22 protein-coding genes, 1 other RNA gene and 3 pseudogenes are annotated in these 26752 nt (G+C 72.2%); 13 read left to right on the top strand and 13 right to left on the bottom strand.

Annotated features, from left to right (window positions below; genetic code table 11):
• Window positions 1-96 precede the first annotated feature (96 nt).
• Window positions 97-1836: pseudogene (locus tag AB0P24_RS44335) on the bottom strand (MFS transporter); the annotation flags it as partial.
• A 216-nt stretch (window positions 1837-2052) separates the two neighbouring features.
• Between AB0P24_RS44335 and AB0P24_RS44330 the strand changes: the two are divergent.
• The gene (locus AB0P24_RS44330; RefSeq protein ID WP_365804529.1) at window positions 2053-3252 is read left to right on the top strand and encodes a lipid-transfer protein; all 1200 of its coding nucleotides are present in this window, start codon (window positions 2053-2055) and stop codon (window positions 3250-3252) included.
• Window positions 3253-3443: 191 nt separating this feature from the next.
• Here the strand turns inward: AB0P24_RS44330 and AB0P24_RS44325 are convergent, their stop codons facing one another.
• Window positions 3444-4097: a response regulator transcription factor gene (locus AB0P24_RS44325; protein WP_365804527.1), complete on the bottom strand. Its 654-nt coding sequence runs from the start codon at window positions 4095-4097 to the stop codon at window positions 3444-3446.
• Between the two features lie 241 nt (window positions 4098-4338).
• Between AB0P24_RS44325 and AB0P24_RS44320 the strand changes: the two genes are divergently transcribed.
• Window positions 4339-5910 (top strand): alpha-L-arabinofuranosidase B, encoded by a 1572-nt coding sequence (locus AB0P24_RS44320; RefSeq protein ID WP_365804525.1) that lies wholly within the window; start codon window positions 4339-4341, stop codon window positions 5908-5910.
• Here the strand turns inward: AB0P24_RS44320 and AB0P24_RS44315 are convergent.
• Entirely contained in the window at window positions 5888-7153 is a 1266-nt protein-coding gene (locus AB0P24_RS44315; protein WP_365804523.1) for a histidine kinase, read from the bottom strand. The genes AB0P24_RS44320 and AB0P24_RS44315 overlap by 23 nt on opposite strands.
• Before the next feature lie 444 nt (window positions 7154-7597).
• On the opposite strand from AB0P24_RS44315, the gene AB0P24_RS44310 reads away from it, so the two are divergent.
• Genes AB0P24_RS44310 through AB0P24_RS44300 form a run of 3 tightly spaced genes read left to right on the top strand, consistent with a single transcriptional unit; the run spans window position 7598 to window position 10534 of the window.
• Window positions 7598-8455, top strand: coding sequence for a MaoC/PaaZ C-terminal domain-containing protein (locus AB0P24_RS44310; RefSeq protein ID WP_365804521.1), 858 nt, complete (start codon window positions 7598-7600; stop codon window positions 8453-8455).
• A 37-nt stretch (window positions 8456-8492) separates the two neighbouring features.
• Complete coding sequence (locus AB0P24_RS44305) at window positions 8493-9569, top strand: Zn-dependent alcohol dehydrogenase (protein WP_365804519.1); 1077 nt, start codon at window positions 8493-8495, stop codon at window positions 9567-9569.
• Between the two features lie 14 nt (window positions 9570-9583).
• Complete coding sequence (locus AB0P24_RS44300; RefSeq protein WP_365804517.1) at window positions 9584-10534, top strand: 3-oxoacyl-ACP reductase; 951 nt, start codon at window positions 9584-9586, stop codon at window positions 10532-10534.
• A 60-nt stretch (window positions 10535-10594) separates the two neighbouring features.
• On the opposite strand, the gene AB0P24_RS44295 is transcribed toward AB0P24_RS44300, so the two are convergent.
• The gene (locus AB0P24_RS44295; RefSeq protein ID WP_365804515.1) at window positions 10595-10747 is read right to left on the bottom strand and encodes a hypothetical protein; all 153 of its coding nucleotides are present in this window, start codon (window positions 10745-10747) and stop codon (window positions 10595-10597) included.
• 96 nt (window positions 10748-10843) lie between these two features.
• Window positions 10844-12085 carry a hypothetical protein gene (locus AB0P24_RS44290; RefSeq protein WP_365804513.1) on the bottom strand — a complete coding sequence of 414 codons (1242 nt, stop codon included), beginning with the start codon at window positions 12083-12085 and terminating at the stop codon, window positions 10844-10846.
• A gap of 187 nt (window positions 12086-12272) precedes the next feature.
• On the opposite strand from AB0P24_RS44290, the gene AB0P24_RS44285 reads away from it, so the two are divergent.
• The 3 genes from AB0P24_RS44285 to AB0P24_RS44275 are packed head-to-tail and all read left to right on the top strand — an operon-like array spanning window position 12273 to window position 15185.
• The gene (locus AB0P24_RS44285; protein WP_365804511.1) at window positions 12273-13112 is read left to right on the top strand and encodes a Nif3-like dinuclear metal center hexameric protein; all 840 of its coding nucleotides are present in this window, start codon (window positions 12273-12275) and stop codon (window positions 13110-13112) included.
• A complete protein-coding gene (locus AB0P24_RS44280; RefSeq protein ID WP_234543420.1) occupies window positions 13109-13852 on the top strand; it encodes a C4-type zinc ribbon domain-containing protein in 744 nt (247 codons plus the stop codon). The genes AB0P24_RS44285 and AB0P24_RS44280 overlap by 4 nt, the downstream gene beginning before the upstream one ends.
• Before the next feature lie 19 nt (window positions 13853-13871).
• Entirely contained in the window at window positions 13872-15185 is a 1314-nt protein-coding gene (locus AB0P24_RS44275) for a bifunctional RNase H/acid phosphatase (protein ID WP_365804509.1), read from the top strand.
• Here the strand turns inward: AB0P24_RS44275 and AB0P24_RS44270 are convergent.
• Together AB0P24_RS44270 and yaaA are read right to left on the bottom strand one after the other, a co-directional pair.
• A complete protein-coding gene (locus tag AB0P24_RS44270) occupies window positions 15157-15795 on the bottom strand; it encodes a bifunctional 4-hydroxy-2-oxoglutarate aldolase/2-dehydro-3-deoxy-phosphogluconate aldolase (protein ID WP_365804507.1) in 639 nt (212 codons plus the stop codon). The two genes, AB0P24_RS44275 and AB0P24_RS44270, sit on opposite strands and share 29 nt — an antisense overlap.
• A 71-nt stretch (window positions 15796-15866) precedes the next feature.
• Entirely contained in the window at window positions 15867-16649 is a 783-nt protein-coding gene (gene yaaA, locus AB0P24_RS44265; RefSeq protein WP_365804505.1) for a peroxide stress protein YaaA, read from the bottom strand.
• Between the two features lie 89 nt (window positions 16650-16738).
• Between yaaA and AB0P24_RS44260 the strand changes: the two genes are divergently transcribed.
• On the top strand, window positions 16739-18175 hold the full coding sequence (locus tag AB0P24_RS44260; protein ID WP_365804503.1) for an RNB domain-containing ribonuclease: 1437 nt from the start codon (window positions 16739-16741) through the stop codon (window positions 18173-18175).
• A 57-nt stretch (window positions 18176-18232) separates the two neighbouring features.
• Here the strand turns inward: AB0P24_RS44260 and AB0P24_RS44255 are convergent, their stop codons facing one another.
• Window positions 18233-19885, bottom strand: coding sequence for an FAD-dependent monooxygenase (locus tag AB0P24_RS44255; protein ID WP_365804532.1), 1653 nt, complete (start codon window positions 19883-19885; stop codon window positions 18233-18235).
• Between the two features lie 83 nt (window positions 19886-19968).
• Between AB0P24_RS44255 and AB0P24_RS44250 the strand changes: the two genes are divergently transcribed.
• From AB0P24_RS44250 to rnpB, 4 genes and pseudogenes are all read left to right on the top strand, one after another.
• The gene (locus AB0P24_RS44250; protein ID WP_365804501.1) at window positions 19969-20589 is read left to right on the top strand and encodes a TetR family transcriptional regulator; all 621 of its coding nucleotides are present in this window, start codon (window positions 19969-19971) and stop codon (window positions 20587-20589) included.
• Window positions 20590-20687: 98 nt separating this feature from the next.
• Window positions 20688-21515, top strand: a complete 828-nt coding sequence (locus AB0P24_RS44245; RefSeq protein ID WP_365804499.1) for an AraC family transcriptional regulator — start codon at window positions 20688-20690, stop codon at window positions 21513-21515.
• Between the two features lie 16 nt (window positions 21516-21531).
• A pseudogene (locus tag AB0P24_RS44240) lies at window positions 21532-22317 on the top strand (DMT family transporter); the annotation flags it as partial.
• 115 nt (window positions 22318-22432) lie between these two features.
• Window positions 22433-22839, top strand: an RNA gene (rnpB, locus tag AB0P24_RS44235) — RNase P RNA component class A.
• Between the two features lie 147 nt (window positions 22840-22986).
• Here rnpB and AB0P24_RS44230 read toward each other — a convergent pair.
• The 5 genes and pseudogenes from AB0P24_RS44230 to AB0P24_RS44210 form a co-directional block, all read right to left on the bottom strand.
• A pseudogene (locus tag AB0P24_RS44230) lies at window positions 22987-23142 on the bottom strand (DNA polymerase III); the annotation flags it as partial.
• A gap of 247 nt (window positions 23143-23389) precedes the next feature.
• Window positions 23390-24343 carry a D-2-hydroxyacid dehydrogenase family protein gene (locus AB0P24_RS44225; RefSeq protein WP_365804497.1) on the bottom strand — a complete coding sequence of 318 codons (954 nt, stop codon included), beginning with the start codon at window positions 24341-24343 and terminating at the stop codon, window positions 23390-23392.
• A gap of 66 nt (window positions 24344-24409) precedes the next feature.
• Entirely contained in the window at window positions 24410-25264 is an 855-nt protein-coding gene (locus AB0P24_RS44220) for an MBL fold metallo-hydrolase (RefSeq protein WP_365804494.1), read from the bottom strand.
• A complete protein-coding gene (locus tag AB0P24_RS44215; protein ID WP_365804492.1) occupies window positions 25261-26226 on the bottom strand; it encodes a zinc-dependent alcohol dehydrogenase family protein in 966 nt (321 codons plus the stop codon). Before AB0P24_RS44215 ends, AB0P24_RS44220 begins: the two co-directional genes overlap by 4 nt.
• Window positions 26227-26328: 102 nt before the next feature.
• On the bottom strand, window positions 26329-26752 hold a 424-nt coding region (locus AB0P24_RS44210), incomplete at its 5' end, for a TetR family transcriptional regulator C-terminal domain-containing protein (protein ID WP_365804490.1).

Genomic DNA, 26752 nt, shown 5'->3' with positions numbered 1-26752 from the left:
TCGGCAGCAACATCCCGGCCCGCGACCGTCCTTTCCCGCGTGACCGTATTTCCCGGGCCCCCGGTTTCCTGGGGCCCGGGTTTCCAGGGTCCCAGACGCGTCGACCGTCTCCCCGGGCAGCGCCAGGTCCAGGTCGATCGCGCGGTCGTCGCCGGCATGGGTCGCCGACGAGGCGAGCGGACCGTGGCCCGACGCCTTCGCGGCCAGGACGTACGCTCCCCCGGCGGGTACCGCGAGCGCGTACGTGCCGTCCTCCGCCGAGAGGGCCGCCCCCGCCTGCCGTCCGCGCCGGTCGATCAGGGTCACCTTGGCGCGGGCCACCGGCACGCCCGCGGCGTCCAGGACGCGGCCGCGGAAGCCCCGCAGGACCTCCTCGGCGTGGGCGAGCGCGGCGTCCTCCTCGCTGCTGGCCCGCAGCTGGGTGTGGGGCGCCGGCAGGCTCCGCTTCGGCAGGCACAGCGCGAACAGCAGACCCACCGCCACCGCGGCGGTCGCGATCAGGAACGAGACCCGGAAGCCGTGCATCGTCGGGACGGCGACGCCGCCCACGTGGTTCGCGGTGTTCGCCAGCACCATGCCGATGACGGCGCTGGAGACGGACGTGCCGATGGAGCGCATCAGCGTGTTGAGGCCGTTGGCCGCGCCCGTCTCGGACGCCGGGACCGCGCCGACGATCAGCGCCGGCAGCGAGGAGTAGGCGAGGCCGATGCCCGCGCCGAGGACGACCGCGATGACCAGGCTCTGCCAGGCCGCGCTCATCAGGCCGAGGCCGGCCCCGTAGCCGATGGCGATGATCAGCATGCCGAGGATGAGAGTGGTCTTCGGGCCGTACCGGGCGGACAGACGGGCGTACACCGGGGCCGTGAACATCATGGTCAGGCCCAGCGGGGCGACCAGCAGACCGGCGCTGACCATCGACTGGCCGAGGCCGTAGCCGGTGGCCTTCGGGAGCTGCAGCAGCTGCGGCAGGACCAGCGAGACGACGTAGAAGCTGACCCCGACCATGATCGAGGCGAGGTTGGTGAGCAGCACCTCGCGGCGGGCGGTGGTGCGCAGGTCGACCAGCGGGGCCGGGTGGCGCAGCTCGAACACGCCCCACAGGAGCAGGACGGTGACCGAGGCGGCGAACAGGCCGAGCGTGGTGCCGGACGACCAGCCCCAGTCGCTGCCCTTGGTGATGGGCAGCAGGAGCAGCACCAGGCCGGTGGACAGGCCCAGCGCGCCGAGCACGTCGAAGGAGCCCTCCGCGCGCATCCGGGACTCCGGTACGACCAGCAGGGTCAGGGCTATGGAGACCACGCCGAGGCCGGCGGCGCCGTAGAACAGGGCGTGCCAGTCCGTGTGCTGCGCGACCAGGGCCGCGGCGGGCAGCGCGAGGCCGCCGCCGACGCCGATCGAGGAGCTCATCAGGGCCATCGCCGAGCCGAGCTTCTCGCGCGGCAGCATGTCGCGCATCAGGCCGATGCCGAGCGGGATCGCGCCCATGGCGAAGCCCTGGAGGGTGCGGCCCGCGATCATCGTGAGCAGGTCGCTGGTGAGCGCGCTGATCAGCGCGCCGACCACCATCACGGCGAGGCTCAGGATCAGCATCCGCCGCTTGCCGTAGAGGTCGCCGAGGCGGCCCATGATCGGGGTGGCCACGGCGCCCGACAGCAGAGTCGAGGTCAGGACCCAGGTGGCGTTGCTCGGCTCGGTGCCCAGCAGCTGCGGCAGGTCCTTGATGACCGGAACGAGCAGGGTCTGCATCACCGCGACCACGATGCCCGCGAAGGCGAGGACCGGGACCACGGCCCCGCTCGCGCCCCGGGCGGGCTGGTCGGTCGTCGTGTGCGTCATTGAGTGGGGCCTCCGGGCCGAGAGAGTGACGGGCAGAGTGACGGGACGGGATCGGGACTCATGCATCCGCATCGAATAAGCGAGGGGTAAACCTCGTATGCACAGGCAACTATTCCGTTGCTTCGAGCTGCTAACGAATCCTTGACCGTCCCATGGGTTTCTGATCCACCGTCAGGGGCTGGTCTGTTGGTGAAACGTGTTCTAGTCTCACGCGTCATGGCTGCTGTGAAGGCGTATGTCGCCGGTGTCGGAATGACGAAGTTCGAGAAGCCCGAGACCCGTGACTGGCAGTACTGGGACATGGTCCGGGAGGCCGGCGGTTCCGCGCTCGCCGACGCCGGGATCGCCTACGCCGAGGTGGAACAGGTTCCCGTCGGCTACTGCTTCCAGCCCTCCACCGCCGGCCAGCGGGCCGCCTATGAGCTGGGCCTCACCGGCATCCCCGTCTACAACGTCAACAACAACTGCGCCACCGGCGCGACCGCCCTGATGCTGGCCCGCCAGCTCGTCGAGGGCGGGGCGGCCGACTGCGTCCTGGCCCTCGGCTTCGAGAAGATGAAGAAGGGCGCGCTCGGCAGCGGCGCCGACGGGGGAGACTTCTCGACCTCCCCCGTCGCCCGGCACTACGGCGTCATGGCCGCCCGGCACGGCTTCGAGATGACCCCGCCCACCGCGCAGATCTTCGGCGACGCGGCCCGCGAGCACATGGAGCGGTACGGCACCACCGAGGCGCAGCTCGCCGCGGTGGCCGCCAAGAACCACCGGCACTCCGCGGACAACCCGTACGCCCAGTTCCAGGACGTGTACGACGTCGCCGACGTCCTCGCCGCCCGCACCGTCCACCGCCCGCTCACCAAACTCCAGTGCTCGCCCACCTCCGACGGCGCGGCGGCGGCCGTGGTCGTCTCCGAGCGGTTCGCCGAACGGCGCGGGCTCACCGGCCTCGTCGAGATCGTCGCGCAGGCGATGACGACCGACACCGAGGAGTCCTTCGCGTCGGGCTCCTGCATCGACGTCGTGGGACAGCCCATGTCCCGGGCGGCGGCCCGGCAGGTGTACGACCGCTCCGGCCTCGGCATCGAGGACGTCGACGTCGTCGAACTGCACGACTGCTTCTCCGTCAACGAACTGCTGACGTACGAGGCGCTCGGCATGTGCGCCGTCGGCGAGTCCGGCAAGCTCGTCGAGTCCGGCGCGACCACGTACGGCGGCCGCTGGGTGGTGAACCCCTCCGGCGGGCTCATCTCCAAGGGACACCCGCTGGGCGCGACCGGACTCGCGCAGACCGCCGAACTGGTGTGGCAGCTGCGCGGCACGGCCGGCGACCGGCAGGTTCCCGGCGCCCGGGTCGGACTCGCGCACAACATCGGGCTCGGCGGGGCCGCGGTGGTGACGCTCTTCCGGCGGGTGGTCTAGGCGTTCTGTCCGGGGAGGCCGCAGCCCGGCAGGTCCGGTGCACCTGGGAGGGCGGTGCCGGCACGGGTGGCCGTGCCCCGCGGGCCGCCGGCTACCCGGTGGGCTGGTTCGTGTGTGTGGCTGCGGACGGAACGGGTCGCGCGGACGCGAAGGCGATCACCTCGCGCCGATCCGGTGACGTCCGGCGTGGCTCACAGCCACCCCTGCTGCCGTGCCTCCCGTACCGCCTCCGCCCGGTTGCGGGTGCCGGTCTTGCCGATCGCGGCGGAGAGGTAGTTGCGGACCGTCGACTCCGACAGATGCAGCTTCGCCGCGATGTCGGCGACGGTCGCGCCGTCCGCCGACGCCTTCAGCACGTCGCACTCCCGCGCGGTGAGCGGGTTCGGCCCGGCGCTGAGCGCGGCCGCGGCGAGCGCCGGGTCGACCACGGTCTGCCCGGTGAGCACCCGCCGGATCGCCCGCGCCAGTTCCTCCACCGGCCCGTCCTTGACGAGGAACCCGGCCGCCCCGGCCTCCATCGCCCGGCGCAGATAGCCGGGCCGGCCGAAGGTGGTGAGGATCAGCACCCGGCAGTCCGGCGCCTGTTCGCGCAGCTCCGCCGCCGCGTCCAGGCCGCTCACGCCCGGCAGTTCGATGTCGAGGAGCGCCACGTCGGGCCGGTGGGCGAGGGCGGCGTCCACGATCGCGTCGCCCGCCGCGACCTGGGCGACGACCTCGATGTCCGGCTCCATTCCGAGCAGTAAGGCGAGAGCCCCGCGCATCATCCCCTGGTCCTCGGCGAGCAGCACCCTGATGGACCTGGCCGGCCGACGGTCCCGGGGCGTCTCGTTCGCAGGCTCGTACACAGCCCAATCCTAGCCTCGGGCCCGGCAATTAAAGAATAGCCATTGTTCCGGGCCGCAGGGCTTGACGTCGGTTGACCGTGCTCAAACAATCGCCTCTGCAATTCCCCGAACGGTCGGCGAATGGTCGGCATTTCGACATCTGAAGAGGTTCGGTATTTCGATCGAACGCCGTTCGGGATACCGGACAAGTGGAACCCGCACCGCCCTACGAGGAACCAAGAAGAGGTGCACCGTGTTCTCAGTGCCTGTACGAGCCCTGCGCTCCTGTCCGCCGCGCGTCCGGAGAGCCGTGCTGTCCGTGCTCGCCGCGTTCGCGACCGTCGCCGCACTCGTCGTCGGGGCCGGCGCCCCCGAGGCGTCCGCCGCAAGCTCGCTGCCCTGTGACGTCTACGCCGCCGCCGGCACCCCGTGCGTCGCCGCACACAGCATGGTCCGGGCGCTGTACTCGTCGTACGGCGGCTCCCTCTACCAGGTGCAGCGCGCCTCGGACGGCGCCACGGCCGACATCGGCCTGCTGGCCACCGGCGGCTACGCCGACGCGGCCGCGCAGAACTCCTTCTGTGCCGGTACGACCTGCATCATCACCAGGATCTACGACCAGTCCAGCAAGCACAACGACCTCACCGTCGAAGGCGCGGGCGGAGCCGGCGCGGCCGATGTCGGGGCCCCGGCGGACGCGCTGCCGGTGACCGTCGGCGGACACCAGGTCTACGGCCTGGAGATCTCCGCCGGCATGGGCTACCGCGACGACGCCACCTCGGGGGTCGCCACCAACGGCGCCGCCGAGGGGATGTACATGGTCACCTCCGGCACCCATGTGAACGGCAGTTGCTGCTTCGACTACGGCAACGCCGAGACCAACAACAAGGACACCGGCAACGGCCACATGGACGCCATCAACTTCGGCACCGAGTGCTGGTTCGCGCCCTGCTACGGCTCCGGCCCCTGGGTCCAGGCGGACCTGGAGAACGGGCTCTTCGAGTCCAACCTCGGCTACAGCACCAACTCGTCCAACACGGGCACGGGCGCGCTGCCGTTCGTCACCGCTTTGCTGAAGAACAACGGGCAGAACCATTTCGCACTGAAATGGGGAAACGCGCAATCCGGCGGTCTCACCACCACGTATTCCGGAAGTGAACCCAGTACCAGCAGCGGTTACGCACCGATGCACCAGGAGGGCGCGATCGTCCTCGGCACCGGCGGCGACAACAGCAACGGCTCCATCGGCTCGTTCTTCGAGGGCGTGATGACCTCCGGCATCCCGACCGACGCCGCCGACGACGCCGTCCAGTCCGACATCGTCTCCGTCGGCTACGGCGGCGCGACCGGCTCCACCGGCAGCCTCGGCTCCGCCTCGGAGATCTCGCTCCGGGCCACCACGTCCTGCTGCACCACCGACTACGTCCGCCACCAGAACGACGCCGGGGTCCTGTCCGCCATCACCTCCAGCAGCTCCGCCCTCGACAAGAACGACGCCACCTGGATCGTCCGCCCCGGCCTCGCGAGTAGTTCCTGCGTCTCCTTCGAGTCCCGCAACTACCCCGGCGACTACCTGCGCCACTACAACTACAAGATCTACCGGCAGCCCATGGACGGCACCACCACGTATCGACAGGACGCCACCTTCTGTCCGACGACCGGCAAGAGCGGCACGGGCACGTCCTTCGCTTCGTACAACTATCCGACGAAATACCTGCGCCACTACAACTACAACCTCTACATAGCGAGCGACGGCGGCTCCAACGCCTGGGACAGCGCCACGTCCTGGGCCGACGACGTGAGCTGGGCCGTCAGCTCGCCCTGGGCGCCGTAGCCGCCGAGGTCAGCAGTTCCAGCGCCTCGGTCGGGAGTTCCGCGGTGACCGTGAAGCCGCCGCGTGGCGCCGGGCCGGCCTGAAGGGAGCCGCCCGCCGCCGCGAGGCGTTCGGTCAGCCCCTTCAGGCCGGTGCCGCCGCCCTCCCGGCGGGCCTCGGCGGCCACCGGGCCAGGACCGTCGTCGGTGACCGTCAGCCGGGCCCGCCCGGCGGCGCTGTCGACGGTGATCTCGCAGCGCGTGGCGTCGCTGTGCCGGACCACGTTGGTGACCGCCTCGCGCACCACCCAGCCGAGCAGCGTCTCGGTCTGCGGAGCGAGCGGCGCCCCCGACTGCCGGACCACCGGCTCCACGCCCGCCGCCGTGAGGGCCGAGCGGGCCCGGGTGAGATCGGCGGCCAGGCTGCCCTCCCGGTAGCCGGTCACCGCCTCGCGGATCTCGGTCAGCGCCTGCCTGCCCACCGACTCGATGTCGGAGATCTGCGCCAGCGCCGCGTCCAGATCGCGGGGCGCGACCCGGCGGGCCGCCTCCGACTTCACGACGATCACCGACAGGGTGTGCCCGAGCAGGTCGTGCAGATCCCGGGAGAAGCGCAGCCGCTCCTTCTCCACCGCGCGCCGGGCCAGTTCCTCGCGGGCGGCGCGCAACTCCCGTACCGCCTCGGAGAGGGAGAGGATCGCGGCGGTGATCATCGTCGACAGGAAGGTGCCGTAGGCGATGGTGATGGCGTCGGAGCCGTCCCGGTACCAGGAGACCGCGCCGGCGAAGACGGCCAGCAGGATGCCGGTCCGGCCCAGCCAGGGGCCGCGCACCGTCGCGCCCGTGGCGAGGCCGAGCAGCGGGAAGAACATCAGCCAGCTGCCGCCGTAGCCGAGGGCCAGGCCGGAGGTCAGCAGCCCCATCAGCAGCAGGGCGACGCGGGTGGAGGTGGCCTCCCGGGCCTCTTTGCGGAAGGAGCGGAAGGCCACGTAGATGTAGAGGGAGTTGAAGGCGAGCAGGCCGAAGGAGCCGATCAGCGGGTTGGGCGTCTTGCCCTGGAGCAGGTTGGAGAGCGAGCCCAGCCCCATCAGCAGCCAGGGCAGCAGGGCGAACCCGGAGGGCGGCGGGCCCGCGTGTTCGAGCACCTCACCGTTCTTCCGGGCGGCCTTCTGCCGGGCCTTGAAACGGGCCGTCTCCGCCCGCCACTCGGCCCGCGCCCGCTGCCAGGCGTCCACCTGGCACCTCATCTGCTGCCACCACGCCATCGCGTCTTCCCCCGTCCGATCCGTCCCGATCCGTTCCGATCCGCCCCGGCCCGTTCCGGGCCGTCCGGTCGTGCTGTCCGGCGGTACGACCCTACGAAAGGCGGCGCCGGTCCGGCAGAGGCGGATGTACGGCAGAGGGCAGGACAAATGTCATGGTCCGCCGCGGCCGGATCTGACACAACGTCAGGAGTCTTCACAAGTGCGGAGGGCTGGGCTATACAAGGGGCGCCGGATTGGAACGCGTTCTAGGGAGTGTCCGGCGGATCAGGTCGGCTGGAAGAGACGGCGCTTCCCGGCCGGGCCGAGCGGGGTCAGACGCACGCACGAGGGCCCGCGACGCCGACATGATCCGCTGGACACCCCCTGGCCCGCCCCGTGGACGACCTCGGTGCGACCGACGGTGCGGACGGCCGTGCCGAGGTCTTGAGACAGCTCAGGAGCCGTATGCCCATCGACGCAGCCAAGGCCCTCGCCGCCGAACCCCGGTCCGGGGAGATCCGCTGGGAGCGCCGGGACGTCCAGCTCTACCACCTCGGCATCGGCGCGGGCCGTCCCGCGACCGACCCTGACGAACTGCGCTACACCCTGGAGAGCCGGCTGCACGTCCTGCCCAGTTTCGCCACCGTCGCGGGCGCCGGCTCTCCCGGGGTGATCAGCGGCCTGTCCATGCCCGGCATCGACGTCGACCTCGCCAAGGTGCTGCACGGCGGCCAGGCGCTGACCCTGCACCGGCCCATCCCGGCCGCGGGCACCGCCACCGCCACCGGCAGGATCGCCGCGGTGTACGACAAGGGCAAGGCGGCCGTGCTCGTGATGCGCACCGAGGTCGCGGACGCCGACGGCCCGCTGTGGACCAACGACGCGCAGATCTTCGTACGCGGGGAGGGCGGCTGGGGCGGCGACCGGGGCCCCTCCACCCGGCTCGACCCCCCGGCGGGCGAGCCCGACCGGACCGTCGAGCGCGCGATCCGCGAGGACCAGGCGCTGCTCTACCGTCTCTCCGGCGACTACAACCCGCTGCACGCCGACCCCGAGTTCGCCAAGCTCGCCGGCTTCGACCGGCCCATCCTGCACGGGCTGTGCACCTACGGCATGACCCTCAAGGCGGTCGTGGACACACTGCTCGGCGGGGACGTGAGCCGGGTGCGGTCGTACACCACCCGGTTCGCCGGGGTGGTGTACCCGGGGGAGACGCTGCGGATCCGCATGTGGCGGGGCGACGGGGAGATCCGGGTCGCCGTCGGCGCCGCCGAGAGGGCGGACGCGCCCGTCCTCGCCGACACGATCGTCGAACACTCTTGATCAGTTGAGCAGCTGAGCAGTTGAGGGGAGCCGCACCATGCGCGCAGCCGTACTGCACGAGATCGGCCAGGAGAAGCTGGACGTCCTCGACGACGTCGAGGCGGTGGGGTTCGGGCCCGGCAGGGTGCGGATCCGGGTGCGCGCCACGGGGCTGTGCCACTCGGACCTGTCCGCGATGAGCGGGGTGCTGCCGCAGCCGGGCCCGTTCGTGCCGGGCCACGAGGGCGCGGGCGAGGTCCTGGAGGTGGGGGAGGGCGTCACCCGGGTGAAGCCCGGCGACCGGGTGGTCGTCTGCTGGCTGCCGGCCTGCGGTGCCTGTCCCGCCTGCCGGCGCGGGCAGACCGAGCTCTGCCTGGCCGGGTTCATGAACGCCGGCACCCCCAACTTCCGTCGCCCCGGCGGTGACGTCTTCGGCTTCGCGGGCACCGGCACCTTCGCCGAGGAGGTCGTGGTCGACGCCGGGTGCGCGGTGCCGATCCCCGACGACGTGCCCTTCGACATCGCCGCGCTGATCGGCTGCGGGGTCACCACCGGGCTCGGCGCGGCCCTCAACACGGCCGATGTGGAGGCCGGTTCGTCGGTCGCCGTCATCGGGTGCGGGGGCGTCGGGATCTCGGCGATCCAGGGGGCCCGGCTCAAGGGCGCGGCCGAGATCGTCGCCGTCGACCCGGTCGAGTCGCGGCGCGAGTCGGCGCTCAGGTTCGGGGCGACGAAGGCCGTCTCGCCCGACGAACTGCCCGGCGCCAAGCAGGAGGTCACCGCCGGCGAGGGCTTCGACTACGTCTTCGAGGTCGTCGGCAGGTCCGCCACCGCCCGGACCGCGTACGAGAACACCCGGCGCGGCGGCACCCTCGTGGTCGTCGGCGCGGGCGCCATGGACGACTTCCTCCAGCTCAACATGTTCGAGCTGTTCTTCGACGAGAAGCGGATCCTGCCGTCGATGTACGGCGGGGGAGACGTGGTGCGCTCCTACGAGCGGACGATCGCCCTGTGGCGGGCCGGCCGGATCGACCTGGAGGGACTGATCACCCACCGGGTGCCGCTGGCCGAGATCAACGAGGCCCTGGACCAGATGCGCACCGGCACCGCCCTGCGTACCTGCATAGAGATCTGAGAAGGGGCCGTCGCATGTCGATGCCGCACAGGCCGCTCGAAGGGCTCAGCGCGATCGTCACCGGCGCGGGCCGGGGGCTGGGCCGGGCCGAGGCGCTCGAACTGGCCCGGCTGGGCGCGGACGTCGTCGTCAACGACTTCGGCCGGCCGGGCCGGGACGGTTCGGGGGCGCCGTCCGCGGCGCCCGCCGAGCAGGTCGCCGAGGAGATCCGCGCGGCGGGCGGCCGGGCGGTCGCCCACACCGGGGACGTCGCCGACTTCGCACAGGCGCGCGACCTGATCACCCTGGCGACGACCCACTACGGAAAGCTGGACATCCTCGTCAACAACGCCGGGATCCTGCGCGACCGCATGGTCTTCTCCATGACCGAGGACGAGTGGGACTCGGTGATCAGGGTCCATCTCAAGGGCCACTTCAACACCACCCGCTTCGCGGCGGCGCACTGGCGGGACCGCTCCAAGGCGGCCGGGGGCGAGAAGGTCTACGGCCGGATCGTGAACACCTCCTCCGAGGCCTTCCTCGCCGGCTCCGCGGGCCAGCCCAACTACGCTGCGGCGAAGGGCGGCATCGTCGGCCTGACCACCTCCACCGCCCTCGCCCTCGCCAAGTACGGCGTCACCGCCAACGTGATCTGCCCCCGCGCCCGCACCCGGATGACCGAGGACGTCTTCGCCGGGTTCGAGCAGCCGGCCGAGGGCCTCGACCCGCTCGCCCCCGAACACGTCGCCCCGCTCGTCGGCTACCTGGCCTCCCCAGCCGCCGCACGGATCAACGGGCAGCTGCTCGTCGTGCACGGCGGCATGGTCGCGATCATCGAACGCCCGCGCGTCCAGGCCAAGTTCGACAGCAAGCAGGACACCTTCGGCTACGACGAACTCGACGCCCTGCTCACCCCGCACTACGCGGACCGGCCGGCGGGGGAGACGTTCGCGGCGGCCGAGGTGCTGGGACTGAAGCGGCAGTAGGACAGACGACGGCGGCCCCGCCCCCGAAAGGGCGGAGCCGCCGTCGTACGTATCGTCCCGTCAGGCCGCGGTCTCGGCCGGCTCCGGCTTGCGGTGCCGGCCGCTTGGGGCCGATTCGCTGTCCTGGCCCGAGACGTGACCGCGGTGCTTGCCGTGGCCGTCCATTTCCTGAAGGTCGGCGGACAGCGGCTGGGACGTGCTGGCGTCGCTCATCGGAAGAATTCACCCCGTCAACATGATCTTTTCTACAGCGCGGCGATTTTATCGGGCCCACCGCGGGGCGGATCCAGGCGGGCGCGCCGACCGGTGCTAGTTCGTTACAAGGCGGGCCAGGGGCGCCTGTTGCAGGGGCACCGGCCGGGTCGCCGGCGGTTGCGGAGGGTCCGGTTCTGTCGACTTTCCGGGCGTGTCCGAGGCCCCGGCGGCCGCGCCGTCATGAACCGGATCCCCCGGACCCCAGTGCTCTCCCGTCCCTCCGGGGCTCCAGTGCTCCCCCGTCTCCCCCGATTCCTCCGTCTCCCTCCAGGGCATCGTCACCGCCACCCCGCACGGGACCTCCCCCGTGACGTAGGGCAGCCGCAGCACGCCGTCCCGCGTCCACACCCCCGCACCCGTCAACCACCCCTCGGGCGCGGGGAGATGACACATCCTGCGCTCTCTCGGCCGCCAGACCCCCACCCAGCTGCCGAGCGGACCGGCGATGCGCAGCGCCACCCCGCAGCTCTCCGGCACCAGCACCTGTCCCGGCTGCACGGCGAACGGCGTCACCACGCAGCCCGGACACTGCGGCAGCCGCAGGCTCTCCGGGAAGCGCACCGGCAGCGTGCTGCCGAGGACACCCCAGCCCAATCGTTCCTGCCCGGGGCTGGGCGCGTCCGAGCCGACCAGGATCAGTCCGCTGTCCGGGTCGGCGAGCAGCAGCCGGTCGTCGCTGTCCGCGGCGATCTGCAGCAGCGGCGACACCTCGCCGCCCCGCTCCAGATCGACCACGACGGCCTTGGTCCGGCCGCCCAGCTCCCGGTCCAGGGCCAGCAACCGCCCGACCCGGTCCAGCCAGACCCCGCCCGAACACCGCCCCGGCACCACCGCGAGCAGCTCCGGCCCTGAGGCCCCGCCTCCCGTCACCAGCCAGACGGCGGACGCACGCGGCCCCACGGCCAGCGCGTACGCCCGCGCACCCCCGGGCGCCGGCGGCAGCAGCCGCAACGAGGCACCCTCGTCCGGGTACTCCACCGCGCCCAGCGGCAGCTCACCGGTGCCCGGCCCGGTCGGGTACAGCAGGGCGAAGTGGTGCCGCCCGGCCACCCGCCGCCGGATGAGCACCCGCCCGTCGCCCATCGGCTGCACCTCGGTGTCCGGCTCCTCCGGCTGGTTGCCGGGGAGGGCCACGACGTAGGGCTCGGGGCCGTCCAGCGTCCAGCGCTCCGGGTACCAGCAGCCTTCCAGCTGAGCCAGCCGGGCCGCGTACGCCCCGTCCACCGTGATCGCGCAGCCCGCCGGCGCGCTGTCGTCCTCGTTCGCAGCCGAAGGTTCGATCGCACAGGCCGTCATCGTTCGGTCACCTCCGGCCACGAAGCTAGTTTTCGTACGCACAGGCGGGGCTGCGGCTTCCCGTGGCTTCACACATACGGGTGCACGCTGGACGATTCGCCTGAGGAAACAGGGGCCGGTGTGCTGTCCGTCGTCCCCGCGGGCGAGCAGGTACTGCCCCGGGGAACAGGCAGGTAGCCTTTTCCCCGTGCCCCGTCTGTCAGAAGTCATCGCCGCGCTGGAGAACCTGTGGCCCGCCGAGCGGGCCGAGTCCTGGGACGCGGTCGGTACGGTCGTGGGCGACCCCGGCCAGGAGGTCACGCGCGTCCTGTTCGCCGTCGACCCGGTCCAGGACGTCGTCGACGAGGCGGTGCGGCTCGGCGCCGACCTGCTGGTCACCCACCACCCCCTCTACCTGCGCGGTACGACGACGGTCGCGGCCTCCCACTTCAAGGGCCGCGTCGTGCACACCCTGATCAAGAACGACATCGCGCTGCACGTCGCCCACACCAACGCCGACACCGCCGACCCGGGCGTCTCCGACGCGCTCGCGGGCGCCCTGGACCTGCGGGTCGTGCGGCCCCTCGTCCCGGACCCCGCCGACCCGGACGGCCGCCGGGGCCTCGGCCGTGTCTGCGAGCTGGACCACCCCGTCACCGTCCGGGAGCTGGCGGACCGCGCCGCGGCCCGGCTCCCCGCCACCGCACAGGGCATCCGCGTCGCCGGCGACCCCGAGGCCCTGGTGCGCACGGTCGCCGTCAGCGGCGGCTCCGGCGACAGCCTCTTCGACGTCGTACGCGCCGCCGGCGTGGACGCCTTTCTCACCGCCGACCTGCGCCACCACCCGGCCTCGGAAGCGGTCGCGCAAAGCCCCCTCGTGCTGCTCGACGCGGCGCACTGGGCCACCGAATGGCCCTGGTGCGAGCTGGCCGCCACCCAACTCGACGAGATCTCCGACCGCCACGGCTGGGACCTGCGGGTGCACGTCTCCAAGACGGTCACCGACCCCTGGACCAGCCACTCACCGTCCCTTGGAGCCCCCAACTGAACGCCGCGCCCGCCGACCAGATCCGACTCCTCGACGTCCAGGCCCTGGACGTACGCCTCCAGCAGCTGGCGCACCGGCGGAGGTCGCTGCCCGAGCACGCCGAGATCGAGTCGCTGTCCAAGGACCTCACCCAGCTGCGCGACCTGCTCGTGGCCGCGCAGACCGAGGAGAGCGACACCGCCCGCGAGCAGACCAAGGCCGAGCAGGACGTGGACCAGGTGCGCCAGCGCGCCGCCCGCGACCAGCAGCGCCTGGACTCCGGCGCGGTCACCTCCCCGAAGGACCTGGAGAACCTCCAGAAGGAGATCGTCTCCCTCGCCAAGCGCCAGGGCGATCTGGAGGACATCGTCCTGGAGGTCATGGAGCGCCGTGAGTCCGTCCAGGAGCGGGTCGCCGAACTGACCGAGCGGGTCGGGTCGGTCCAGGGCCGGATCGACGACGCGACCGCGCGCCGCAACGCCGCGTCCGCCGAGATCGACGCCGAGGCGGCGACGGTGACCAAGGAACGCGAGGTCATCGCGGGCTCGGTCCCGGCCGACCTCCTCAAGCTCTACGACAAGCTGCGCGAGCAGCAGGGCGGCATCGGCGCGGCCAAGCTGTACGCCCGCACCTGCCAGGGCTGCCGCCAGGAGCTGGCCATCACCGAGCTCAACGAGATCCGCACGGCCGCGCCCGACACCGTGGTGCGCTGCGAGAACTGCCGGCGGATCCTGGTGCGGACCGCCGAGTCGGGCCTGTAGGAACACCGGAGGGGCGTACGTGGCAAGGGAGTTCATCGTCGAGGCGGACGGCGGCTCCCGGGGCAACCCGGGACCGGCCGGCTACGGCGCGGTGGTCGTCGACGCGGCGACCGGCGAGACGCTGACGGAGGCGGCCGAGTACCTCGGCGTCGTCACCAACAACGTCGCCGAGTACCGCGGCCTGCTGGCCGGCCTGCGCGCGGCCCACACCCTGGACCCGACCGCCACCGTCCATGTCCGCATGGACTCCAAGCTGGTCATCGAGCAGATGTCCGGCCGCTGGAAGATCAAACACCCCGACATGAAGCCCCTGGCGACCGAGGCGTCCCGGGTGTTCCCGGCGGACCGGGTCACGTACGAGTGGATACCGCGAGAGCAGAACAAGCACGCGGACCGGCTCGCGAACGAGGCGATGGACGCGGGGAAGCGGGGGGAGCAGTGGTCGGCTGCGGTGTCCACCACGGAGCGGGGCGCGCGGGCTGATCGGCTGGGTGTGACCGGGGATGCGGCGGCGGGCGCCGCGAAGGCACGTGCGGCACTGGCAGCGCCCCGTAAGGGGCGCGGGGCTGAGACATCTGCGGCTCCGCCGCGTGGGCGCGACCAGCCCCCACTCGGCGGCACTGCGACGACGGCCGACAAGCCCACCGCCGACACCCGCGCCGCGAGCCGCGTAGCGACCCCCGGCTGGAGCTCGGCCCCCGACCTCGGTGCCCCCGCCACCTTCGTCCTCCTCCGCCACGGCGAAACCCCCCTCACCCCCCAGAAGCGCTTCTCCGGCAGCGGCGGCACCGACCCGGCCCTCTCCGACGTCGGCCAGGAGCAGGCGCGCCGCGTCGCCGAGGCCCTCGCCCGCCGCGGCACGATCGAGACGATCCTCGCCTCCCCCCTCACCCGCACCCGGCAGACCGCCGCGGCCGTCGCCGAGCGGCTCGGCCTCGACGTCACCATCGAGGAGGGGATCAAGGAGACGGACTTCGGCGCCTGGGAGGGCCTCACCTTCGGCGAGGTCCGCGAGCGCCACCCCGACGACCTGACGGCCTGGCTGGCCGACCCGTCGGCCCACCCCACCGGCGGCGGCGAGAGCTTCGCCGAGACGGCGGCACGCATCGCGGCCACCCGCGACAAGCTGATCGCGGCCCACGCGGGCCGCACGGTCCTCCTCGTCACCCACGTCACGCCGATCAAGACCTTCGTGCAACTCGCCCTCGGCGCCCCGCTCCAGTCCCTGTTCCGCATGGAACTCTCGGCGGCCTCGCTGTCGGCGGTGGCGTACTACGCGGACGGCAACGCGAGCGTACGGCTCTTCAACGACACGTCCCACCTGCGTCCCTGAGGCCCGCCGCCGCCCGGGCCAGCGACTCGACGCGGGCCCAGTCCCGGGCGGCCACCGCATCCGCGGGGACCATCCACGTGCCGCCCACGCAGCCGACGTTCGGGAGGGCGAGGTACTCGGGCGCGTTGTCCGGACCGATCCCTCCGGTCGGGCAGAACCGGGCCTGGGGCAGCGGACCCGCAAGGGACCTCAGGTACGCCGTGCCGCCGGCGGCCTGCGCCGGGAAGAACTTCATCTCCCGCACCCCGCGTTCGAGCAGCGCCACCACCTCCGAGGTGGTCGACACCCCGGGCAGGAACGGCACCCCGGACGCGGCCATCGCGGTCAGCAGCCCGTCCGTCCACCCCGGGCTGACGAGAAACCGCGCCCCGGCCGCCACGCACCGCGTCACCTGCTCCGGCGTCAGCACGGTGCCCGCCCCGACCACCGCGTCCGGCACCGCGCCGGCGACGGCCCGGACGGCGTCGAGCGCGGCCGGCGTGCGCAGGGTCACCTCGATGACCGGCAGCCCGCCCGCCACCAGCGCCCGCGCCAGCGGCACGGCATCGGCGGCGTCCTCGATGACGACGACGGGCACGACGGGCGCGAGATCCAGCAGCGAGGTGGACATGGCGCCATCCTGCCGAGGCGATGCGGAGCGCGCAAAGGGCGTTGCGCATGCTGCAATGCGCCTCCGATGCTTCAGTGCACCTCGGTCACCAGCACATCCAGCGCCCACGCCTGCCCCGCCTTCGCGGGCGCCTGCGCCTCCACCTCGTACCCCAGCTCCCGCAGCGCCTCCACCAGCTCGCCCGGACCGGCCGGCGCGATCCCGGCGGCCAGCAGGCTCCGTACCATCCGCCCCTTCGTCGCCTTGTTGAAGTGGCTGACCACCTTCCGCGTCGGCGCGTGCAGCACCCGCACGGTCGCCGTCCGCGACGCCACCTCGCCCTTCGGCTTCCACGCGGCCGCGTACGCCGCCGACCGCAGGTCCAGCACCAGCCCCGTCCCGGCCACCTCCGGCAGCACCTCGGCCATCGGCCCGCGCCAGTGCGTGCCGAGCGCGCCCAGCCCCGGCAGCCGCACCCCCATCGAGCAGCGGTACGACGGGATCCGGTCCGTCACCCGGACCGCGCCCCACAGCCCGGAGAAGACCAGCAGCGACCGCGCGGCCCGCCGCTTCGCGGCCGCGTCCAGGGAGGCCAGGCCGAGGGCGTCGTACAGCACCCCCGTGTAGATCTCCCCGGCCGGCCGGGTGCCCGCGGTCCGCAGCGCCGCGTTCTTCGCGACCTCGCCGCGCAGCCCCTCGCTCAGCCCGAGCACCTCGCGGGCCTTCTCCTCGTCACCGGCGCACAGGTCGGCGAGTTCGGCGAGCACGGCCTCGCGCGCCGCCGCGAGCCCCGGCAGGGACAGCGCCTGTGGCTTCAGCGGGGCCCCACGGCCCGGGGACGCCTTGCCTTCCGAGGGCGGCAGCAGGACCAGCACGGGTACTCCTCTTTGTCATCGGCGTTCGTCATCGACGCTTCGCGCCAGGGTAAGACGCCGCACCGGGCACCTGTGACTACGCTCTTCCCATGCCCCGCCGCCACATCCGTGTCAAGGGTGCCCCCGAGGCCCCCCTCCGGGCCGCGCTCGCCGCGCTCCGGTCCGACCTCCACGTCCCCGAGACCTTCCCGCCCGAGGTCCTCGCGGAGGCCGAGGGCGTCGCCAGGTTCCCGGCCGTGCCGGGGCACGACGCCACCGACATCCCCTTCTTCACGGTCGACCCGCCCACCGCGAACGACCTCGACCAGGCGATGCACCTGTCCCGGCACGACGGCGGCTACCGCGTCCGGTACGCCATCGCCGACGTCGCCGCCTTCGTCGTACCCGGCGGTGCGCTGGACTCCGAGGCGCACCACCGCGTCAACACCCTCTACTTTCCCGACGAGAGGATCCCCCTGCACCCCGCCGTGCTCAGCGAGGGCGCGGCCAGCCTGCTCCCCGGCCAGACCTGCCCGGCCGTCCTGTGGACCATCGACCTGGACGACGCGGGACGGACCCTGACCGCCGACGTCCGCCGGGCCCTCGTCCGCAGCCGGGCCAAGCTGGACTACGCGGGCGTGCAGAAGCGGATCGACGACGGCACGGCCGAGGAGCCCGTCGCCCTGCTCAGGGAGATCGGCGAGGCCCGCGAACGCCTGGAGGTGGAGCGCGGCGGCATCTCCCTCAACGTGCCCGAGCAGGAGATCGTCGAGTACGACCACACCTACGAGCTCAGCTACCGCGCCCCGCTGCCCGCCGACGCCTGGAACGCCCAGATCTCCCTGCTCACCGGCATGGCCGCCGCCGACCTGATGCTGGCCTACGGCACCGGCGTGCTGCGCACCCTGCCGACCGCCCCGGACGGCGCGGTGGCCCGACTGCGCCGTACCGCGCACGCGCTGCGCATCGAGTGGCCGCACCACGTCTCGTACGCCGCGCTGATCCGCTCCCTGAACCCGCGCCGCCCCCGCCACGCGGCCTTCCTCCAGGAGTGCACCACCCTCCTGCGCGGCGCCGGCTACACGGTCTTCCGGGACGGCGTCCTCCCCCCGAGCCCCGTCCACGCGGCCGTCGCCGCCCCCTACACCCACTGCACCGCGCCGCTGCGCCGCCTGGCCGACCGCTACGCCTCCGAGCTGTGCCTGGCGGCGGCGGCCGGCGAGACCCCGCCCGACTGGGTGCTGACGGCGCTGGACACGCTCCCCAAGCAGATGGCCGAAGGGTCGCGGCGCGCCGGCACGATCGAGCGGGAGTGCGTCGACATCGTCGAGGCGGCCCTGCTCAAGGACCGGGTCGGTGAGGTCTTCGACGGCTGCGTGGTGGAGATCGAGGAACGCCGGCCGACCGTGGGCAGGGTGCTGTTGCAGCAGCCCGCCGTGATAGGCCGGATCGAGGCCGCCGCGCCGCTCCCGCTGGGGGAGCGGCTGCCGGTGCGCCTCACCGAGGCCGACCCGGGGACGGCGAAGGTGCGCTTCGCGCCCGCCTGAGCCGCCGTCCGGCGGCGCGGAGCGGCCGGAGGCGGGGCGGAGCGGCCGGAGCGGGGCTCAGGCGGCGACGAACCAGCGGGTCAGGGCGTCGTCGAGGTCGTCTCCCCGGCCGTCCCCGTCCGCGGCCCAGGCCACGAACCCGTCGGGCCGTACCAGGAGACCGGTCAGCCCCGGCCGCCCGGGGCAGGCCACGGTGACGACGTCCACCCGGTCGCCGTACCCCTCCGCGCGGGCGCGCAGCTTCGGGTCGTCGGCGAGGTCGAGGAGCAGGGCGCGGCCGTCGTGCAGGCGGTCGCCGAGCCGGGTGCCGTCGGAGAGTTCCAGGTCCGGGGCGCTCCGCCCGGTCAGCGGGTGCTCGCCGGGGAGATCGTAGTGCTGCCAGACACCGGAGATCTGCTTGACGAGGTACGTCGTCCCGGTCGCCGTCAGCGCGAGATCGGTGACCACCCGGCGCAGCGCGCGGGCGTGCCGGTCGGGGCGCATCACGGCGATCTGGGCGCGGGTCCAGTCCAGCACCCAGGCGCCGCTCGGGTGCCGCTCGGCCGTGTAGCTGTCGAGCAGGTCCTCGGGCGCGACCCCGCGCACCACGGCGGCCAGCTTCCAGCCGAGGTTCATGGCGTCGCCGAGCCCGAGGTTCAGCCCCTGCCCGCCGAACGGCGAGTGCACGTGCGCCGCGTCCCCGGCGAGCAGCACCCGGCCCTTGCGGTAACCGCTCGCCTGCCGGGCGTTGTCGGTGAACCGGGTCGAGGAGTGCACCTCGTGGATGGTCACCTCCGCCACACCCGACACCCGGCGCAAGGCGGCCTGCAGTTCCCCGGCGGTGACGGGCGTCGAGCGGTCGGCGGGCGGCCCGTCGAACTCGACGGTCAGGATCCGGCCGGGGAAGGGCCCGTTGACGTACGTCCCCACGTCGGTGGTGTTCCAGCCGGTCCCGAGCCGCTCGCCGCCGCTCATCTCGACGACCGCCTGATAGCCGGTGATCTCCGGATCCGTCCCCGGGAAGTCGAACCCGGCGAGCTTGCGGACGGTGCTCCGGCCCCCGTCGCACCCCACGAGCCACCGGGCCCGGACCGCATCGGAGGAGTCGAGCCGGTCGGAGGAGTCGAGTCGGCCGGAGGAGTCGAGCCGGTCGGAGGATGCGAGCCGGTCGGAGGGGGCGAGCCGTACGGTGACTCCGTCGTCGTCGGCGTCGAAGCCGGTCAGCTCCACGCCCCTGCGGACCTCGACGCCGAGCCGCTCGGCACGGGCGCCCAGGATCCGCTCCAGCTCCACCTGCGGGACACCGAGGCCGACGCCGTCGGCGGGGCCGATGTCGGCGAACGCCGGGTCGGAGCCGTCGAAGAGGTCGCCGCGCATCATGATCCCGGCGAAGTGCCCGGCGAACTTCGGGGGAGTCCGGGGAGCGTCGGCGCCGCGGTCCCCGAGGAACGCCCGCATCCGCCACCGGTTCCGCTCCCAGGCCGCCGCGAGGTCGGGCAGCAGCCCGCGCCGGTAGAGGCTCACCGCGCCCGCCGTGTTGATCCCGCCCGCCTTGATGGTCTCGTCCACCTCGGCCAGCCGCTCCACGACCAGCACGGCGGCCCCGCCGAGCCGCAGCTCGCCGGCGAGGAAGAGACCGACGGGGCCGCCACCGGCGACCACCACGTCGTAGCCCCTGCCGCTCTCGGCGCTCTCGCCGCCCTTGCCGTTCCTGTCGTTCGTCGTCGTCATGCGCTCGTCGCTGTCCTTCCGGATGCTCTCGTTCACGGCGTTTACTGTAGTCACTAAAAGTTTCGAGCGGCTATAGTTTCCTCGTGATCGGTGAGAACAGGCCAGGGGAGTCCCTGCGGGAGCGCAAGAAGCGGGAGACCCGGCAGCGGATCTCGAACGTCGCGACGGTGATGTTCCGGGAGCACGGCTTCGACCAGGTGACGGTCGCCGAGGTCGCGCGGGCGGCCGGGGTCTCGGCGATGACCGTCTTCAACTACTTCCCGCGCAAGGAGGACCTGTTCCTCGACCGCATCCCGGAGGCCGTCGCCGCCTTCGCCGGGGCGGTACGGGACCGCGCGCCCGGCGAGCCCCCGCTCGCGGCGCTGCGCCGCCTGGCCTTCCGGTTCATCGACGCACGGCATCCGCTGGGCGGCGTGGGCGAGAACTTCGCGGGCTTCTGGCCGGTCGTCGCCGACTCCCCGGCGCTGCGGGCCCGGGCCCGTGAGGCGGTGGAGGAGGTGGAGCGGGCGCTGGCCGGGGCGCTCGCCGAGGCGGGACTCGCCGCGCCGGAGCTGATGGCCGCCGTGACCGTCGCCGCGTACCGCTCGGTGTGCGTCGCCTCCGTGCGCCGCCAGCTCGCGGGCGACCCGTTCGCGGAGATCGTCGAGGACCACCGGGAGCGGATGGGGGCGGCGTTCGACGCGCTGGAGCGGATGATGCCGTGATGCCGTGATGCCGTGATGCCGTGAGCGCACCGGCATGGAAACGGGAGCCGAAGGCGTTGCACCCTTGGCGCAACGGGGTGCCGCAAGGGGGTGCGAAGGTGGCCGAACAGGCACGGTGGACGAGGGCGAGACTGGGCCGCTGCGGCCCCTCGCTCGACATGCTGACGGCCCGCTTCGAGAAGCACGTGTACGCCCCGCACACGCACGCCGAGTTCTCGATCGGGGTGTGCGTCGACGGCTCCGAGGTGATCGCCTACCGGGGCGGGCACATCCACACCGGCCCCGGTTCGATCGTCGTCCTGGCCCCCGGCGAGATGCACACCGGCGGCCCGGCCACCCCGACCGACGGCTACGCCTACCGCGCCCTGTACGCGGACCCGTCCCTGCTGGCGGACGGCACCCTGGACGCCGTACCGCACTTCCGCGACCCGGTCGTCGACGACCCGGAGCTGGCCGCGGCCATCCGCCAGGCCCACACCGAACTGGCCGCCTGCCCGGACCCGCTGGAGGCCGAGACCCGCCTCCCCTGGCTGCTGACGGCCCTGTCCCGCCGCCACTCCACGGCCCGGCCGGCGCGGGACGAGATCCCCGGCGCCCACGGCATATCCCTCCTCGTCCGGGACCGCCTCGCCGACGAACTGACCTGCCCGCCCTCCCTCGCCGACCTGGCGGCCGACCTCGGCCTCTCCCGCTACCAGCTCCTGCGGTCCTTCCGTACGACGATGGGCGTACCGCCGTACGCCTGGCTCGCCCAGTACCGGGTGAACCGCGCCCGCGCGCTGCTGGACGCGGGCCTGCGGCCGGCGGAAGCCGCCACCCTCGTGGGCTTCGCGGACCAGGCCCACCTGACCCGCTGGTTCCGCCGGGTGCTGGGGGTGACCCCGGCGGCGTACCGCAACAGCGTTCAAGACGCGGCACGCTTCTGACACCGATGCTTCCCGCATGACTGCACGCGGCTGGTTCCTGTTCTCCCTCATGGGAGTGATCTGGGGCATCCCCTATCTGATGATCAAGGTGGCGGTGGACGAGGTGTCCCCGTCGACGGTGGTCTTCGCGCGGTGTGCCGTGGGCGCGCTGCTCCTGCTTCCCCTGGCGATCCGGCAGGGCGGCCTGCCCGCCACCCTCCGCGCCCACTGGCGCCCGATGCTGGCCTTCGCGTGCATAGAGATCATGGGCCCCTGGTTCACCCTCACCGACGCCGAACGCCACCTGTCCAGCTCGACGGCGGGCCTGCTGATAGCGGGCGTACCGATCGTGGGCGTGGTGGCGGCACGCTGCTTCGGCGGGGACCGGGAGCACCTGGGCGTACGACGGATCGCGGGCCTCCTGATCGGCCTGGCCGGCGTGGCGGTCCTGACCGTCCCCCACCTCACCGGCGGCGACGCCCGCTCCCTCGGCGAGGTCCTGCTCACGGTGATCGGCTACGCGACGGCCCCGCTGATAGCGGCCCGCCGCCTCAAGGACGTCCCGACGCTGCAGCTGATAGCCCCCTGCCTGACCCTGGCGACCCTGGTCTACGCCCCGGCGGCCGCGGCGACCTGGCCCGCTTCCCTGCCCTCGACGAACGCGCTGCTCTCCCTCCTCGCCCTGGGCGTCCTGTGCACGGCGGTGGCCTTCGTGGCCTTCCTGGAGCTCATCAAGGAAATAGGCCCGACCCGCTCGACCGTGATCACGTACGTCAACCCGGCGGTGGCGGTGGCGGCGGGGGCGGTGTTCCTGGGCGAAAGCTTCACCGTGACGATCGCCGTGTCCTTCGCGCTGATCCTGACCGGCTCGGTCCTGGCGACGACGGCCTCGGCACCGAAGCGGCCGGCGCGCCCGCTACCATGGTCGACACGGCAGACGAGCCGGGCGGACGGCCGCGTGGAGTCCCCTTAGGGGGCTTCCCGAGGAACGTCCGGGCTCCACAGGGCAGGGTGGTGGCTAACGGCCACCCGAGGCGACTCGCGGGACAGTGCCACAGAAAGCAGACCGCCGGGGACCTCGGTCCTCGGTAAGGGTGAAACGGTGGTGTAAGAGACCACCAGTGCCCAGGGTGACCTGGGCAGCTAGGTAAACCCCACCCGGAGCAAGGTCAAGAGGGGCCGCTGTGAAAGGCGGCCCTGCGGGGACGTTCGAGGGCTGCCCGCCCGAGCCCCCGGGTAGACCGCACGAGGCCGGCGGCAACGCCGGCCCTAGATGGATGGCCGTCGCCCCGGCTCCCGCGAGGGAACCGGGGAACAGAACCCGGCGTACAGCCCGACTCGTCTGCCGCTCTACGTTTCCACAGGTCAGGTCCCATGTTTAGTGGATAAACAAACCCTCCGGGTCGAATCCGGGTCGAATTGGGGTCCGCGTATTGTTCCGCCCCGTCCGATCGGCAGGGTGGGCAGGCGGGGCATATCGGGCGAGCGTTTCCAGGACACGGTGCCGGGACACACGGTGCCGTGCCGCCACGTCCACGACCGTGAGGCCGATCTCGATGATCTCGTTCACGGAGCCGGGCGGCGGCTGGCCGTCCCAGCAGGTGGCTTCCACATCGATGACGTTCAGCAGGGCGGATTCGTGGCGCATAGGGCCGAGGGTAGGGGGGCCCCGGACGCGCGCCCGGATCCAGCACCCCGATTTCCGCTCCTCCACGGCGTCGTCGCCAACAGCCACCTCTTCGAGATGGACCTCACGCTCGTGACAGTTGCCAGGCGTGGTTGTGTGTGACGCTCATGTTCAGTATCACCGTGTCACGGCCACTCACCGTTCGCGTCGGAGCCGTCACAGGGGAGAGAGGTGGTGTGTGATTCGGTCGGGTCGTCGTCTTCGGCTCCTACTTCATCAGCCGCACGGGAGAACCCGCCTGGAACGCGGCGATGTCCTCGACGGAGTCCTGATAGAAAATCTCGTACAAGTCGCGGTTCACGAATCCGACGTGCCCCGTGAGCAGCGCGTTCGGCAGCGCCCGCAACGGGTGGTCCGCGGGTAGCGGCTCGGTGTCGTACACGTCGAGGGCGGCTGCTCGGATCGCGCCCTCACGCAGGACGTCGATCAGGGCGACCTCGTCGACGACCGGTCCGCGTGAGGTGTTGACCAGGACGGCCGAGGGCTTCATCGACCGGAGTTCCGCCGCGCCGACCAGCCCGCGTGTTCGCTTGCTGAGCTGTACGTGGATCGAGAGCACATCGCTTTCGGTGAAGAGTCGCTCCTTCGTCACCGCCCGCACGCCGTGCTCGGCGGCGGTTTCGGGGGTCAGGTTCCGACTCCATGCGATGGTGTCCATTCCGAAGGCCTGTCCGATCCGTGCCACTCCGGAGCCGACGCGACCGAGGCCCAGAATGCCGAGAGTCCTGCCGTGCAGTCCCTCGCCGACCGATACCTGCCAGCCGCCGGCGCGCATCGACTCCGCCTCGACGACCAGGTTTCTCGTGGCACCGAGGATCAGCGCCCAGGTGTGCTCGATGGTGGGGTGGGACTCATAGCGGGTCCCGCACACCGTGATGCCGAGTCTGTGGGCGGCTGTAAGGTCGATGGCGGCATTGGCCGGGCCGGTGCTGACCAGGAGCCGAAGGGCGGGCAGTCGCTCCAGGACCTCGGCCGGGAATCGCGTGCGCTCCCGCATGGCCACGAGCACGTCGAACCCGGCGAGGCTACGGACCACCTCGTCGGCATCGGCGAACGGCTCGGTGAAAACGACGACCTCGGCAGCGAGCGACCCCCAGTCGGCCAGGCTCGTCGCGACGTTCTGATAGTCGTCGAGGATCGCGATCTTCATGCGGGTGGCCATGTCGGCAACCTCCGTGTTTCGTCGAGGTGATGCGCCTGTCTTCGCGGGGTGGCGACGCGGCGTGGCTCAGGCGAGCAGGCCCAGGGCGCTGTACCAAAGGGGTCCCGGGTTGAGCCGGTCACCGTGGAGCTTCGACATCTCCTCGAAGAACTCCAGCGGCTCCGGCTTGCCGGCCAGGAGCCGGATCGCGTCGCGCAGGTACTGCCGGGTCTCGTCCAGGATCTTCGGGTCGTCGGGCAGGTCTGCCTTCTTGTGGCCGGCGACCACGTGGCGCGGATCGAGTGCGGCGAGCCGGTCGATGCCGTCCAACCACGCCTGAAGGCCGCCGTCACCGCCTTCGAGCATCATCAGGTGCACGCCGTTGTAGACCACGTCCCCGGCGACAACGAGACCGATCGACGGCACGTGCAGGACGCTGGAGTCGTCGGTGTCGGTGTGACCGGTCTCGACGGCCCGGAGGACTCGGCCCTCCAGCCGGAATCCCTCGGTCGGCACGGGCACGGCGAGGACCGGGGTGTTCTCCGGGACCCCGGGGAAGGTCTTCGCGAACCCCTTGTCCTTGTTCTCCAGTTGGCTGCGCATCTGCCGGATGGTGCCCTCGGTGGCGTACACCACGCTGTCGGCGTCGCCGAACCGTTCCAGCAGCGTCGCGGTGCCGAACCAGTGGTCGGGGTGGCCGTGGGTGACGTAGACGAACGCCAGACGCTTGCCTGAGCGCGCCAAGCCCTCGGCGACCTGCGCGATCTGGGTGTGAGTCAGCGGCGGGTCCACCAGGACCGCGTCGCGTTCTCCGGTGATCAGGGTGGATGAGATCGGCGAGGACACGATCCCGTCGCCGTTCGGCAGCTGAAGATCGATCTTCCGGGGAACGCCGTCAGAAACGAGGACTTCGTAGGACAGTTCGGGCAGCTCGATCGTCATGACCGGGCCACCTTGAGCAGGACCTTTCCGCCGCGGACGACCTGCTCGATCGCCGTATGGATGTCATCGAGGTCGAACACGGCACCTAGCGGAACGAACAGGGCTCCGCTCGCGACCAGGGGCGCGGCCTCGCGGATGACGGGGAGCACCTTTGTCGCGTAGTCGAAATGGCCGGCGAAGAATCCGTGTACCGTCGCGCGCTTGCCGATCAGGGTCAGTGCGTCGACGGACATCGGCCGCCCGGTCGCCGAGGCGTAGCTGACGAGCGCACCGCCCTCGGACAGCAGGTCGAGCAGGCGGGCGGGAGCGTCGCCGCCCACCGAGTCGACGGCAAGCCCGACCCGGGCATCGCCGATCGCCTTGCGAACCTCTTCGACCGCCGTCGCGCCGTCGAGGCGGACGATGTCCGCGCCGGCCGCGGTCAGTTCGGCGAACACGGACTCGTCCCGGACGAAGTTGATCGTCCGGAATCCGCGGGCCTTCGCCAGGGCGATCAGGGAACGTCCGACGCCGGAGTTCGCGGCGTTCTGCACGATCCAGTCCCCGGGCCTCAGGTCGGCGTACTCGCTCAGGATCAGACCGGCCGTGGGCGGATTGCTGCCCAGCATCGAGAACTGCTCGACGCTGCCTTCCGGCAGCCGGAACAGCCCGTCGGCGGGCAGCAGCAGCCGCTCGCGCCAGGCACCGGCGAACAGCGGCAGAACCACCAGGTCGCCCGCCGCGAGCGTGTCGACGCCGGGGCCCGCCTCGACAACCCGGCCGACACCCTCGTTGCCGAGGACCAGCGGGAGCGGTGGCCGCCCGAGCTCGCCCCTGACGACCTTGAGGTCGTGCAGGTTCAGCGGTGAGAACTCGACCGCGACCTTGACCTCGCCGGCGCCGGGAGCGTTCGGCTCCTGGAGATCGACGACGCGTACGACGTCCTCCGGCTTGCCGAACTGGGTGATCTGGATGGCGCGCATGGGGACTCCCGGTGAGAGGCGGCGAGCTCTTCGCCGCAGTCAAACTGTACATTTTGCTTATGTCTGTCGCGGTATGTCCGCCGTCGGACGAGAGGGGGAATGTCAGGGCTGCACGTTCGGTGCGTCCGCCCTGGGGATCAGGTCCAGCGCCGATTGGGCCGTCTGTCGGAGCGTCGTGGCGTCGACGCCCGCCTTGGCCATGTTGTCGATGCCCCTGATCACGCTCAGCAGCAGATATCCCAGGGCCGTGGCGTCGGCGTGCTCGGCCACTTCTCCCGCATCCTGGGCGTCGCGTATCGCGGACGCGAGGGCGCCGGCGAGATCCTCGAACGCGCGACGGGCCGTGCCCGCCACCATGTCGTCCTCTCCGGCGCGGTCCGCGGTGACCTTGGTGAGGAAGCATCCCCGGCGGGGCGACTCGGTCGCGAAGGCGTCGGCGAGTGAGACGACGTAGCGCTCCAGGCGGGCCATCGGCGAGGTGAGCACCGCGTGCGGGCCCTCCCGCAGCTCCTCGCGGGCCTGGGCG

The organism is Streptomyces sp. NPDC086519, assembly GCF_040686075.1.
Classification (GTDB): domain Bacteria; phylum Actinomycetota; class Actinomycetes; order Streptomycetales; family Streptomycetaceae; genus Streptomyces; species Streptomyces shenzhenensis.
The sequence above is the reverse complement of the archived record's forward strand: the minus strand, read 5'-3'. Positions and strand labels throughout refer to the sequence as shown.

What these genes read in the sequence shown, in the direction of transcription:
- AB0P24_RS44330 (WP_365804529.1), top strand. Translation starts at nt 2,053, where the DNA reads ATGGCTGCTGTGAAGGCGTATGTCGCCGGTGTCGGAATGACGAAGTTC.
- AB0P24_RS44315 (WP_365804523.1), bottom strand. Translation starts at nt 7,153, where the DNA reads ATGGCGTGGTGGCAGCAGATGAGGTGCCAGGTGGACGCCTGGCAGCGG.
- AB0P24_RS44310 (WP_365804521.1), top strand. Translation starts at nt 7,598, where the DNA reads ATGCCCATCGACGCAGCCAAGGCCCTCGCCGCCGAACCCCGGTCCGGG.
- AB0P24_RS44305 (WP_365804519.1), top strand. Translation starts at nt 8,493, where the DNA reads ATGCGCGCAGCCGTACTGCACGAGATCGGCCAGGAGAAGCTGGACGTC.
- AB0P24_RS44300 (WP_365804517.1), top strand. Translation starts at nt 9,584, where the DNA reads ATGTCGATGCCGCACAGGCCGCTCGAAGGGCTCAGCGCGATCGTCACC.
- AB0P24_RS44295 (WP_365804515.1), bottom strand. Translation starts at nt 10,747, where the DNA reads ATGAGCGACGCCAGCACGTCCCAGCCGCTGTCCGCCGACCTTCAGGAA.
- AB0P24_RS44290 (WP_365804513.1), bottom strand. Translation starts at nt 12,085, where the DNA reads ATGACGGCCTGTGCGATCGAACCTTCGGCTGCGAACGAGGACGACAGC.
- AB0P24_RS44270 (WP_365804507.1), bottom strand. Translation starts at nt 15,795, where the DNA reads ATGTCCACCTCGCTGCTGGATCTCGCGCCCGTCGTGCCCGTCGTCGTC.
- AB0P24_RS44260 (WP_365804503.1), top strand. Translation starts at nt 16,739, where the DNA reads ATGCCCCGCCGCCACATCCGTGTCAAGGGTGCCCCCGAGGCCCCCCTC.
- AB0P24_RS44255 (WP_365804532.1), bottom strand. Translation starts at nt 19,885, where the DNA reads ATGACGACGACGAACGACAGGAACGGCAAGGGCGGCGAGAGCGCCGAG.
- AB0P24_RS44225 (WP_365804497.1), bottom strand. Translation starts at nt 24,343, where the DNA reads ATGGCCACCCGCATGAAGATCGCGATCCTCGACGACTATCAGAACGTC.
- AB0P24_RS44220 (WP_365804494.1), bottom strand. Translation starts at nt 25,264, where the DNA reads ATGACGATCGAGCTGCCCGAACTGTCCTACGAAGTCCTCGTTTCTGAC.
- AB0P24_RS44215 (WP_365804492.1), bottom strand. Translation starts at nt 26,226, where the DNA reads ATGCGCGCCATCCAGATCACCCAGTTCGGCAAGCCGGAGGACGTCGTA.